Source organism: Bacillus sp. NH11B, assembly GCF_001884205.1.
Classification (GTDB): domain Bacteria; phylum Bacillota; class Bacilli; order Bacillales; family Bacillaceae_G; genus Bacillus_A; species Bacillus_A proteolyticus.
The window spans coordinates 49,337-61,667 of record NZ_MAOG01000064.1; the positions used below are offsets into that span (position 1 = coordinate 49,337).

A 12,331-nucleotide genomic window follows, 5' to 3' on the forward strand; every position below is an offset into this window, starting at 1 on the left:
TCTAATAAATAAGAACCATGTTTTGAATACATACGATACAAAACATGGTTCTCTCCTATTTAAAAACTATCTACCTTTTTCCTTACTTTCTTTTTTAATTTGAAAATGAAACGATTACTGTACTCTTCATTTTCAACTAAAATTTTATACGTTTCTAACACTCCTAAAACGCGAACGAAAAGATAGAAACCTATAGCAATAAGAACAACACAGTAGGGATAATATTGTACTAACTCTCCTGAAGTGATATGCTTTTTCTCAAACAAAAATGGTATTGCACCCGCTGCTATGAAACAAAGTCCAACAATTACTACTACAGCATATTTCTTTTTAATAGTCGCATATCTTTTTGTCAATTCTTTTAAAAAGTTTGGATCAAATAGTAGTTCTTCCTTTTTCAATACATTGTATCGACTCTCTTCTATCGTTACAGGTACCATAATCGCTCCAATTCCAAGGACAGCAATAATAATGATAAGGAATGTAGACATTGTTGGATCTTCTTTAAATAATAAATACGGTATTGTAGATAAAATAAGCAAACTAAACCCTAATGCGATATATTTAGAAATTTTTTGCCCATATACTATATACCCTTCTGCCATTTCCTTACTTACATAATAACCATGTTCCTTTTCATTACTTTGCTCAGCAGTTTCTTTTAATAAGTAATCAAGCGATACTTCAAATACATTTCCAATCATTATTAGCTTTTCAGTTTCTGGAAAACCTTGACCGTTTTCCCATTTACTAACCGCTTGCCTTGTCGTGTTTAATTTCTCAGCTAATGCTTCTTGAGAAAGGCCTTTTTCCTTTCTTAATTTAAAAAGTTTCTCACCAAATCCCATATGTGTGTCCCCCCTTGTTTTCTTAACTAAATTGTATGTAAACATTGCCCCTATCTCTATCTTCCTGCGGTTGCACTTTGTCAACTTACGGTTGCGATTATGTTATATGGCGGTTTTGTATACGTTTTAGCTGTTTTTCTTCTATGATTATGGCGTTAATAAAACAACCCCTCCCAATAACCAATTATAACAATTAAAGGTAATTATTGTTATAAAAAAACCCAAAAAACTCCTTTATTCATTTAAAGGAGTTTTCGTTATGAACCATTCTAAGATGACTACTTTTTCTTCTATATATTTTTCTGTGTCATGTAATGAATGATGAGCATCTCATACAGTATATGTTTTTATCTCTTTTTTTAAGGCGTACTCATATATATGTAAAATTTCACTTTTATTAAATTAACTTAATGTAATATGTTTCGTATACGACATTTTATATTACCACTTCTCAACAATCATAACGGCTTCTGCTTAAACTTTTCATAATTCCGCACCTTTAATGAAAGGATATTCCCGCAATCTGTACAAATATAAGCATCTACTGGTGAAGATGTGAACATCGTCTCCTTTTTCCGTATTTGTGCATAACCGATAAACTCACCTTCTCCTATGTTTTGAGAACCGCAATGAGAGCATGTCTGCACGTCTTTCTGTTTCATGAGAGCACCACCTTTAATCTGTTTCCACTCCCTTCGACAGTTAACTTCCATTTCCCTTCCAAAAAACCTCTTATTCTCTTACATTTCAACAGGAATCTCAGAACGAAAATCGTATATGTACTATGAACTATATTAATTGACGGAGGAATCTTATGAGTACTATTATGACATTCAATGCAGCACAAGAAATTGAAAACGCAGAAATAGATATGCTATCTTCTAGATTAAAGGCATTACAAGCGATGTCAGAAAATCCAATGCAAGTACAATTGAAAAAGTTTGGGAGTGCTACTGCCTTTTCATCAAAAATAATCGCTGGTCCTACTTTTAACACAGTAAAGGGCATTGCATTTACAAATACAGACGAGATAGATGAAATCATCTCTTATTATCAATCACTACAAATCCCTTGCCGTTTTGAAATTACACCGGCTCAAGGCACAACTGAACTATTTCAATACTTATCTCAAAAAGACTTTTACCAATCTAGCTTCCATACCGCTTTATATAGTATACCGGGACAAGATTTTTCGCTCCCCCCTTCTAACATTTCAGTACGCAAACTGAAAGAAAATGAGTTTCATACTTTTGCAGACATTTATGTTCAGGGCTTTAACATGCCTTCATTTACAAAAGATGGCGTTCGTCGAAATAATGAAATTCTTTACAATCAGCCTGGGTGGCATTTTTTCATAGCCGAAGTTCAAAACACTCCAGCTAGTATAGGGGTACTCTACATAAATAAAGGTGTCGCCTCACTAGCTGCTTCTGCTACTTTACCAGAATTTCAACGTAAAGGTTGTCATACTGCATTAATTCAAAAACGGATTGAGACCGCTGTTGAATCCAATTGCAATTTAATAGTTGGACAAGCTCGCTTTGGTAGCGGCAGTCAAAATAATATGGAACGTGCCCATATGAAAATCGCTTATACGAAATCGATATGGACTGCAAAAGACATGTAATTAACATTCTTTCTATTACAACCTTATACATTTTATCCCACTATTCGTCGGGCTGCCCGTAAAAGCCCGATTGGTGAGGGCTGATAATCAGTGGGGGATGAACAAAACCCCCACTGATTAAAGTTTCACTTTATGACAATTACTTTTCTATTCTATTAATCATTTGAATATTCAAACTGGATTTGTTACGCTATTACTAGATACATCATTCAACTTGCAATATGAAAAGAGAATTCTAATCAAACTACAAGGAGGAGAAATGTATGACTAAACATGATTATGGTTTAAAAGAAAAAGTAGAAGGTGCCATTGATAGGGTAAAAGGCGAAGTAAAAGAAGTTGTTGGGAAAGTAACTGACAATAAAAAATTACAAGCCGAAGGAAAATGGGATAAAGTAAAAGGTAATGCAAAAGATACTGTCGGTAATATAAAAGAGAAAATACATGAATATAAAGAACATAAAGAAAACAAATAAAAAAGAGCCATCTGGCTCTTTTTTATTTACCCTCATTCTTCTCTAACACATATAAATCTTCTTCAATATTCGTTAATTTCTCACTTACAAGTTTTCTTGCATCTCCAATTGCTTGATTGTATGCAAATGGTCCTACTAACTTTATCATTTCTTCTATTAAACGTTCTGCTTGGAAACGTCCAATCTCATCTAAATCTTCTTCAACGAAAAATTGCTGAATTTGTGCTACAAGCTCTTCTTTTTTATCATTTGGTATTTTTATGTTCATCATCATTCGTTACTCCTCTATATTTAAGATAATACTTTTCTTAACTCTACCATAGAAAAGCGATTTCCTGGACAAGTTTTTGTAACCCCTTCTAACTCCCTATGGCCGAGTATATTTCCTTTCTCTATGGCAAACTGCTTCATAAACATTTTACATAAAGAATATAATGAATTCATTTGCGGGGTAGTTGGATCATATTTATCAAAATTTCCCGTCATACATATTCCAATTGTGTCACTATTATTATCTTTCGCATGTGCTCCAATATGTAAACCTCGCCCTTCGACCACAGCTCCATCTTCTTCAATAAAATAATTGTAACCAATCCCGCTCCATCCTCTTACCTTTTGATGAAATTCGTGAGTTTTATACACATCCCATCCATCTTCTGACGTATGGTGGATAATCAGTTTATTTACTTTCTCTAAAGGAACTAATTCATCTTGAAATGTTAAATTTACACATTTAATTTCCATTTGAACTTCCTCCCCTTAAAAATCAATCATAATAACTGTTTTATCATCTGGTCTTATTCTATTTTCCCCTTCTAACTCTTCAATGATTGCTACATATTCTTTTATACTATTCTTTCTTATATATGCTACAGTTTGTTCTAACGACCACTCTGGGTGGAACAATCCATCTGAACAAATAAAGATCCCACTTACGTCAGCTACATGTAATTCTCCATGTTGTAAATAGGTCATCGCTTCCTTCATACCATTTGCGACTGAATAGCCATTTGGCATATTTGCAAGATAACGATTGTATTTCAACTGTTCCCGAACATCCTGAAAAATTTGTTCTTCCGGGACTGGTAAACCTTTTTTTCGATCCTCTTCTCTCTTCTTTTTTGCACGTTTACTAATTCCTTGAACTGTATCTTTCGTTAATACTTGCATCGTTCCATTTTGAAGGATTGCGACAATCATACAATCACCTAGCTGTGCATATTCCAGTTTTTCGTCAACTATTCGAACTGCCGCAACACATGTACACCACAAATGATCTTTTTTTCTCGTATCAACCTTATAGTCTAGCATCTTGTTCTGTAATAACGCATTCGCTTTTGCCACTTCAACTTTTAAACTATTAATCTCCCGTAATGAAGTAAAATGACTTACAAATAAATGCGAAGCGATGTATGCTCCATTATGTCCCTTTTCATCACGAAACGGGACAAGCGGTGTTGCGCCATCACATACACCGTACATCATGTTATGCTCATTACAAAAAAATGAATCCTCACATTCTTGTTTTAAAGGGCTTTTCTGTTGATACGTCATTATCTCCATTTTTGTATCCCCTTCCACTTTTAAAAAATCAAACTTTTTAGACTACTCCGACTTCCCGAAATAAACTGTTTTTACCCAAAACTTTCAATTTCATATATAATCTTGAAATAATATGATTATTTAGTGAAGGACGGGAAAGAGATGGTCAGATTTCTTGGTGTTATTTTTGGTTCTATTATTATTGCAATTGCCTTTAATCTTTTCCTTATCCCCCATAAAATTTTGAGTAGTGGAATTGGTGGAATTGCTATTATTTTAGGAATTGCAACCCCTGTGAACACAGGTATTATTAACTTTGTATTGAACTTACCTATCCTTATTTTAGGATACATAGGTCTTGGAAAAAAAGTAATTTTTAACACAGTTGTCTCTGTAATTGTATTATCTGTTGCACTATATTATATTCCTGTAAAAGTCGTGGCAACAGACCCACTTTTATCATCTGTATTTGGCGGTGTCATCGCCGGAGCTGGTATTGGTCTTGTCTTTAACTGCCATGGTTCAACTGGTGGATTTGATATTATCGGTATGTTGTTATCTCGTAAGCGAGATATTAAACTTGGTGGATTCCTTATTGTATTAAATACTGTTGTTGTTGTCATTGCAGGATTTTTCTTCACTTGGGATGTTGCCCTTACAAGCTTACTTTCAATTTATGTAACTGGTAAAGTAATTGATGCCGTTCATACGAAGCATCGTAAAGTTACACTTATGATTGTAACAAATCAAGCAGAAGAAATGAAAAAAAAGCTTCTTTCAACTGTAGTACGCGGAATTACATTACTGGATGGTGAAGGTGCTTATTCAAACGAGAAAAAACGTGTACTTATGACAGTCGTTTCTCGTGAAGAGTTAGCAAGTATGAAACTAACGATTTCCGAAATTGATCCTCATGCATTCGTTAATATTACGGAGACTGTTGAAGTATTAGGATTGTTTAGAAAAGCGTAAAAAACTAGGTGGACCTCCACCTAGTTTTTATTTTCCATAAATTCAATTCGATTTCCAAACGGATCTGACACGTAAAATCTAATCACATCTGGTCGTGCATTATCATCTATTATTTCAACACCTTGCTTTATTAACTCTTGTTTAAATTCATTAATTTTCAAAACATAAAAAGCTGGATGCGCTTTTTTAGCTGGATTAAAGTTTTGCTCAACTCCGATATGAATCTCTTGATTTCCACACTTAAACCAACACCCACCACGCTTCTTTAATTCCTCTGGTTTGGGGATTTCCTCCATACCAATTTTATTACCATAAAATTCTCGTGCTTCTTCTTCACATCCTACGGGCGCGGCTACTTGTACATGATCAATTCCTTGAATATAATTTTTCATATTCCTTCCCCCTCTTCTATTCTAATGTTATAACGAAAATACATTCATGTAACTTAGAAAAAATTAATAAAGCAATATAAGATTCTCTTATTATCACCTTTTTTTACCTTACACTAAAAATAAAAAAGAAAATTTATTATATAATTTCCATTTTTTATAGAAATACACATTGCACCTATATTATAGTTAGTACTAGATTAATCTTTTTAGATGCTAGTTGTACGGAGGAAATATTATGAGTCGTAAAAAATATTCATCTACTCAAAAAAAGCGTCATCCGAACGTATCTGGACGCTTGCGAAACCATATACAAAATCGTTCTTTAGCAGAAATGTATGCATCTCTTTTTGAACATAATCCTGATAGTATTATTTCATTGAATTTAGAAGGAGTTATTTTACATATTAACCCCGCTGCTGAAAGAATATTGGGTTATACTTCTAGCGAATTAGAGCGAAAAATAATCACTTCTATTTTAGAAGCACATATTTTTGATCAAGTACTACAATACATAAAAAATACTGCAGCTGACAATCAAAAAGAGTATATCGTCTCTATTTATCATAAAGACGGATATTCACTAGATGTCGTAACAAAATTAGTTCCTATTTTTGTTGAAAACCGTTTAACAGGTGTATACGCCATTATGAAACCCCTTGAAAAATCAGAAAGAATTGAGAAAACATTACAAGAGAGTGAGAAACGATTACGCACATTAATGAATTCAATGCCTGCGTTTGTTATTTTTAAGGATCATGAAGGGCGCTGGCTTGAAGCGAATGACTATGCACTTTCTTGTTTCAATTTCCATAACGTTCCTTATCATGGAAAAAGAGATAATGAACTCATTCAATATAACGAAGCGTATCGGGAAGCTTTTTTGCATTGTGAAGAAGTTGATGAACTAACATGGCAAAAAGGACAAATTCTTCACGGAGAGGAATTTATTATACATAGAGATGATTTCGACCTAATTTTAAGTATTTCAAAGGTCCCACTCTTCCACCCTGATGGCTCACGCAAAGGTCTTATAGTGATGGGAAGGGACGTTACCGAACTAAAAGAAACTGAAAAGTTATTACGAAAATCCGAAAAGCTTGCAGTAGTAGGACAACTGACAGCTGGAATTGCCCATGAAATTAGAAACCCACTCACTTCATTAAAAGGATTTTTAACATTATTGCATCCAGAAATAAATGAGGAAAATAAATGGTATGTGGACGTTATGTTGAGTGAAATTTCACAAATGGAATCTATAACAAGCCAATTTATGGCGATGTCTAAACCACAAGTGTTATCTATTCATACATGCAACGTACAGGCATTAATTGAAGAAGTTGTAACTTTTATTTTACCAACAGCAATTATGCATAGCGTTCATATCATCATGGATCATTTCGATTATATTTCTGACATTCAATGTGACAGTAATCAATTAAAACAAGTTTTTATTAACATATTAAAAAACGCAATCGAGGCGATGCCTGATGGTGGTAACATATTCATTCAAACAGCTTCGTTAGAAAATGATTTTGTTTCAATACGCATTATTGATGAAGGTTGTGGGATTCCTGAAGAGCGCATGGCTCGTCTTGGCGAACCTTTTTATAGCTTGAAAGAAAAAGGAACTGGCCTCGGCTTAATGATGTGCTATAAAATCATTCAAGAGCATCACGGTAAATTATTCATTTCCAGTGAATTAAACATAGGAACAACTGTCGATATCCAATTACCGATTGCTACAGCCCAGCCTGTAACAAACTCTTAACTATGCTACATTAATATAGTAAAAGACATCTGTTATAAGTAGTTGGGTTATTGTGGAAAACATCTACACTAATACGTTAAAAAGCTCAAAGTCCCTATATGACTCTGAGCTTTATTTTTGTATACGATTTATTTTATTAAATCCACTCTTTTCCATGTTTACGAATAAACTGAATATCATTTTCATAATGTTCAAGATGCCCTTCATCTATCATCTTTTGGAAGTTCATATCGCCTTCTAGTGCTTTTCTTTTCATGTATTTACATAATCCCTCTAATCGTAGCAATACCATCTCCAGATAATCTTCTTCCATACCCCCACCGTAAGATTCAAAAAATAATTTAACCCTTTGCTTTATACGATCCGCATGCTGTAATGAACTATAATAAACTACCTCACCTGTTTCTTTATAATAAACTCTACTTAATGGGACACAGGTGTAAAGAGTATAGGCTATGTCCCAAAGTCTTGGTCCAGGACCAGCAACATCAAAATCAATAATACCTACTGGTTTTTCGTTATTAAAAATAATGTTGTATATTGCAAAATCATTATGGCATACAACCTCTATTTTATTTGGAGTATTATCCATCGGTTTCCAATCATCTGATAACGGGAAATCACTCACAGCATCATGATAAAGACGGAGCATCTTCGCTATTTCTTTTAAAACATCATTAGACCACATGTACTCTTTTAAAGGATAATTACCGGCTTTCCCTTCAATAAATGATAATATCTCTCTATCTTTATCATCAATACCTAAAAACTTTGGTGCATAACTAAAACCTTTGTTTTCCAAATGTTTTAATAGCTTATGAATTTTCGTACTGCCTTTCTTTAATTCTCGTCGAACAGTATCTTCCGAACGATATACGTTTGAAACATTCCCTCCCGTTAGCATTTCTTCATTTTCGTAGTTTTCCATCTAATAGTTTCCCCCTCATTATTAGAAAAATCCACACTCCTGCTCATTAACAAACAGGAACCCCTTTACTTTTCTTTATATTTTAACATAGTTTTCCTATTCTCTTTTAATCCCTTAAATTACAACAAAAAACGGGTATAAAATCATAAAGATTTTATACCCGTTTTAGTCTATCATTTATGCCTGTGAAACCATTTTTTCATACCATTCTGTTGCCTTCTCTACTTCACCAATCGTTAATTGATGCCCTCTATTTTCCCAATGCATTGTTACATTAGCATTTGCGTTTTCTAATAGCATCTTCAATTCCTCTGACTCAGAAGGTGAACAAATTGGATCATTTGTTCCAGCAGCAATAAACACCGCTTTCTCTACTAAATTAGGAAGTTCTATCCCTCTTCTTGGGACCATTGGATGATGAAGAATAGCACCTTTTAATGCATTTTCATAATGGAATAATAAACTCGCTGCAATATTTGCTCCATTTGAATACCCAACAGCTACGATATTATCTCTATCAAATTCATATGTTTTTGCTGCTTCATTTAAAAATTCATTTAATTCCTTAGTACGGAAAACAAGATCCTCTTCATCAAAAATACCTTCTGCTAATCGGCGGAAGAAACGAGGCATACCATTTTCTAATACATTTCCACGAACACTTAATACAGAAGCTTTTGGATCAATTCTTTCTGCAAGCGGTAATAGATCTAACTCATTACCACCTGTACCATGAAGTAATAACAATACTGGTTTTGACGTATCTTTTCCTTTTTGAAAAACATGTTTCATCATAATTCTTTTCCCCTTCCAATCACTTTAGTCTAAATTTCTCACTTCAAATGGTAAAAGTGTTTGTTCAATCTGTTTTCTATGTGTTTCATATCGCTCCGGTAACTTTAAATCCTCACCCATCGTCTCTAAAGATTCGTCATGGGCAAAACCAGGAGGGTCTGTTGCAATTTCAAATAAAATTTCCCCGTGTTCTCTAAAATAAATCGCATTAAAATAATTTCGATCTTGCACAGGAGTTACACCGTACCCAAAGCGAGATACATGTTCTCTCCAATCTAGTTGATCAGCATCGTCGCTCGCTCTCCAAGCAATATGATGAACTGTACCAACGCCCATCTGACCGCGTCCGATTGTTGATAATTTTAAATCAATAATATTTCCAATATCAGCAGAAGAACGGAATCGAACAAATTCACCCTCTTCTCCAATTTTCTCAAGACCCATAACATGCTCTAATAATTCAGCTGTTTTTTGAGGTTGTGCAGATAAAAGAACAGCTCCGCCAAATCCTTTAATTGCTACTTCTGGTGTGACTTCTCCAAAATTCCAATTATTTAATTCGCCCTCTTCTCTTTCAACTAATTCTATATGCAAACCATGTGGATCATCAAATTCTATATACTGTTCTCCAAATCGAATCATCTTTGTATACGAAACATCAAATTTTTCTAATCTATTTTCCCAAAACTCCATTGCACCTTTTGGCACAACATAAGAAGTAATTCCTACTTGACCGTCTCCAATAATTCCTTGGCGAGCACCTGCCCATGGGAAAAATGTAATAATTGTTCCAGGTTTTCCTCCTTCATTACCAAAATAAAGATGGTACGTACCTGGATCATCAAAATTCACTGTTTGTTTCACTAAACGTAACCCTAATACACCAGCATAAAAGTCTACATTTTCTTGTGGATGTCCTACAATTGCTGTAATATGATGGATTCCCATTGTTTTCTTTCCCATTTCTTCCACTCCTTTTTTATTTCATTACAAAAAACGTTTATTCGCTAAATTTCATTATTCATTTTGTCCATATGATAAAGTTCAATCCGCAATACTATCTTTTTCAAAATTGAGGTATTTCTCTAAAGAACTAACACATTTCATTCAGCTCAGAAATTATCTCGAATTCGAGATAATTTACAAAAAAATTACAGTTCTTACAATATACTTAGTTTAACATTATTTAAAATAATTTTTTATTGTTTTGACTACCCTTAAAATTTATCTTGAATTCGAGATTTATTATAATCTAATTAGTTTTTATTGTCAATGAGTATATCGTTTCACTTTTTCATCAAAAGCAATATTCTGATAACTAATACCCATACTACTATAATCAAAAAAGCCATACAAATGTATGACTTTTACCAATATTTTTTGTTCTACTATATATTTACTTCTCACTTACAGCAGGAAACAATTCCGACAGAACAACTACCCTCCCCATCTCATCTTTAAATACAATATGTTCTCTTGTTAAATGGCGTGGGCTCTTTACCCCTGCTGCTGCCGCTAATGAAAACAAACTATATCTCATACTAATAACATAGTTCATTACTCGCCATTTTTTCTCATACGGATCTAATGCTTTTTGGTAGTGTGGATTTGTAGTTGCAACCCCCGATGGGCATTGTCCTGAATTACATTGAAGTGCCATAATACAGCCACTCGCCATCATAAATCCACGTGCTGAATTTACGGCATCTGCACCGATAGCTAAAGCAATCGCCACCTTATCTGGTGTGACTAATTTCCCAGAGGCAAACACCTTTAATTTATCCCGAACACCAAAATGATTTGCTGTATCAATAAATGTAAGTAATGCGGGTATAAGCGGAAGTCCCATACTATCTGCCATCGATTTATACGTAGCACCCGATCCACCTTCTGAACCATCAATTGTAATAAAATCTGGATAAATATTTAATTCACTCATTGTTTTTAATAAATCTTCCAGAGGCTTCTGCTGTCCAATTACGATTTTCATCCCGACTGGCTTACCACCGTTTTCTTGCAACTTTTGAATAAAGTAAAGTGTATCCGCTGCATTTTTTAAAAATGAAAATCGATTCGGTGAATTAATCGTCTCCCCTTCTCGTACGTTCCGAACAGAAGCAATTTTCTCATTTACTTTTTGTCCCTCTAGATGGCCACCACGTATTTTAGCACCTTGCCCAAATTTTAACTCGAACGCCTTAATATTACTTTCTTTCGCTTTATCCATAAATTTCTCCATTGAAAAATTCCCGTCTTCATCACGGTATCCGAATAACCCTGGACCAATTTGTGCAACGATATTCGCACCTGTATGTAAATGTTCTGGAATTACACCCCCTTCTCCAGTATTAATCCACGATCCACCTGCCATTTTCGCACCAAAACCGCTAGCTAAAATATAATTCTCTCCAATCGCACCGTAAGATGTCGCTGATGCTCCAAACATTCCATGTAGCTTCCATGGGTATTTACGATTTTCACCAACTATAATTGCATCGTCATCTTCATATAACCAAAGATTTGTTGTATCCGCTGTCAATTTCTCTCTTCTTGAAAATAATCCTTCTTTATGAATTACATACTTTTTCCCCTCACTTTCTTTCGTGAGATTTACACTTAATTCATCTGTTAAAATCGGAAACAATGTATTAGCAATATAATAGCCAGATGCATCAAAATCTCGTTTCGATCCAAAACCAAGTATTTCAGAACGATATTTCGCTAAGAACATAACACTTTGAAAATCGTAACGTGAAAAAGGTTTTCCATCCGTGTCATGATCAAACCAGTATTGCCGGAATTCCGGTCCTATCTTTTCAAGTAAATAGCGCATTCTTCCTAAGTATGGATGCAGTTTTAATATAGAATGGTGCGTCCGTTTTTTTATAAAAAATGTAATAATAAAAAAGACAATTAAAAGTAACATCCAAAAGAGCAATATACTAATAATAACGAGTAGAGTTTCACTCATCCCGCTTCCCCC

At 34.2% G+C, this 12,331-nt stretch carries 14 protein-coding genes; 4 read left to right on the top strand and 10 right to left on the bottom strand.

All coding sequences use genetic code 11. The features are described 5' to 3' along the window. Positions 1-59: 59 nt before the first annotated feature. Both BAU27_RS09630 and BAU27_RS09635 read right to left on the bottom strand, forming a co-directional pair. A complete protein-coding gene (locus BAU27_RS09630; RefSeq protein ID WP_071747685.1) occupies positions 60-848 on the bottom strand; it encodes a helix-turn-helix domain-containing protein in 789 nt (262 codons plus the stop codon). Between the two features lie 458 nt (positions 849-1,306). Beyond that, the gene (locus BAU27_RS09635) at positions 1,307-1,510 is read right to left on the bottom strand and encodes a hypothetical protein (RefSeq protein WP_012261408.1); all 204 of its coding nucleotides are present in this window, start codon (positions 1,508-1,510) and stop codon (positions 1,307-1,309) included. Positions 1,511-1,662: 152 nt separating this feature from the next. Here BAU27_RS09635 and BAU27_RS09640 point away from each other — a divergent pair, with 152 nt between their 5' ends. Both BAU27_RS09640 and BAU27_RS09645 read left to right on the top strand, forming a co-directional pair. Continuing rightward, positions 1,663-2,475, top strand: a complete 813-nt coding sequence (locus tag BAU27_RS09640) for a GNAT family N-acetyltransferase (protein WP_071747686.1) — start codon at positions 1,663-1,665, stop codon at positions 2,473-2,475. Positions 2,476-2,738: 263 nt separating this feature from the next. Beyond that, positions 2,739-2,951 carry a CsbD family protein gene (locus tag BAU27_RS09645; RefSeq protein ID WP_071770760.1) on the top strand — a complete coding sequence of 71 codons (213 nt, stop codon included), beginning with the start codon at positions 2,739-2,741 and terminating at the stop codon, positions 2,949-2,951. Positions 2,952-2,973: 22 nt separating this feature from the next. Here the strand turns inward: BAU27_RS09645 and BAU27_RS09650 are convergent, their stop codons facing one another. The 3 genes from BAU27_RS09650 to BAU27_RS09660 are packed head-to-tail and all read right to left on the bottom strand — an operon-like array spanning position 2,974 to position 4,514. Further along, on the bottom strand, positions 2,974-3,225 hold the full coding sequence (locus BAU27_RS09650; protein ID WP_002066602.1) for a DUF2164 domain-containing protein: 252 nt from the start codon (positions 3,223-3,225) through the stop codon (positions 2,974-2,976). Positions 3,226-3,242: 17 nt separating this feature from the next. After that, on the bottom strand, positions 3,243-3,695 hold the full coding sequence (locus BAU27_RS09655) for a peptidoglycan recognition protein family protein (protein WP_071770761.1): 453 nt from the start codon (positions 3,693-3,695) through the stop codon (positions 3,243-3,245). Positions 3,696-3,710: 15 nt separating this feature from the next. After that, positions 3,711-4,514, bottom strand: a complete 804-nt coding sequence (locus BAU27_RS09660; protein WP_071770762.1) for a protein phosphatase 2C domain-containing protein — start codon at positions 4,512-4,514, stop codon at positions 3,711-3,713. 141 nt (positions 4,515-4,655) lie between these two features. On the opposite strand from BAU27_RS09660, the gene BAU27_RS09665 reads away from it, so the two are divergent. Beyond that, the gene (locus tag BAU27_RS09665) at positions 4,656-5,465 is read left to right on the top strand and encodes a YitT family protein (RefSeq protein ID WP_071770763.1); all 810 of its coding nucleotides are present in this window, start codon (positions 4,656-4,658) and stop codon (positions 5,463-5,465) included. A gap of 20 nt (positions 5,466-5,485) precedes the next feature. On the opposite strand, the gene BAU27_RS09670 is transcribed toward BAU27_RS09665, so the two are convergent. After that, positions 5,486-5,857, bottom strand: a complete 372-nt coding sequence (locus tag BAU27_RS09670; protein ID WP_071747691.1) for a VOC family protein — start codon at positions 5,855-5,857, stop codon at positions 5,486-5,488. A gap of 235 nt (positions 5,858-6,092) precedes the next feature. Here BAU27_RS09670 and BAU27_RS09680 point away from each other — a divergent pair, with 235 nt between their 5' ends. Further along, the gene (locus BAU27_RS09680; RefSeq protein WP_071770764.1) at positions 6,093-7,625 is read left to right on the top strand and encodes a BA3702 family sensor histidine kinase; all 1,533 of its coding nucleotides are present in this window, start codon (positions 6,093-6,095) and stop codon (positions 7,623-7,625) included. A 136-nt stretch (positions 7,626-7,761) separates the two neighbouring features. Here the strand turns inward: BAU27_RS09680 and BAU27_RS09685 are convergent, their stop codons facing one another. The 4 genes from BAU27_RS09685 to BAU27_RS09700 form a co-directional block, all read right to left on the bottom strand. Next, positions 7,762-8,553 (bottom strand): phosphotransferase, encoded by a 792-nt coding sequence (locus BAU27_RS09685; protein ID WP_071770765.1) that lies wholly within the window; start codon positions 8,551-8,553, stop codon positions 7,762-7,764. Between the two features lie 177 nt (positions 8,554-8,730). Continuing rightward, positions 8,731-9,345, bottom strand: a complete 615-nt coding sequence (locus BAU27_RS09690) for an alpha/beta hydrolase (protein WP_116733507.1) — start codon at positions 9,343-9,345, stop codon at positions 8,731-8,733. A 27-nt stretch (positions 9,346-9,372) separates the two neighbouring features. Then, positions 9,373-10,311: a ring-cleaving dioxygenase gene (locus BAU27_RS09695; protein WP_071770766.1), complete on the bottom strand. Its 939-nt coding sequence runs from the start codon at positions 10,309-10,311 to the stop codon at positions 9,373-9,375. Positions 10,312-10,744: 433 nt separating this feature from the next. Next, positions 10,745-12,319 carry an FMN-binding glutamate synthase family protein gene (locus tag BAU27_RS09700; RefSeq protein ID WP_071770767.1) on the bottom strand — a complete coding sequence of 525 codons (1,575 nt, stop codon included), beginning with the start codon at positions 12,317-12,319 and terminating at the stop codon, positions 10,745-10,747. Between the last annotated feature and the right edge of the window lie 12 nt (positions 12,320-12,331).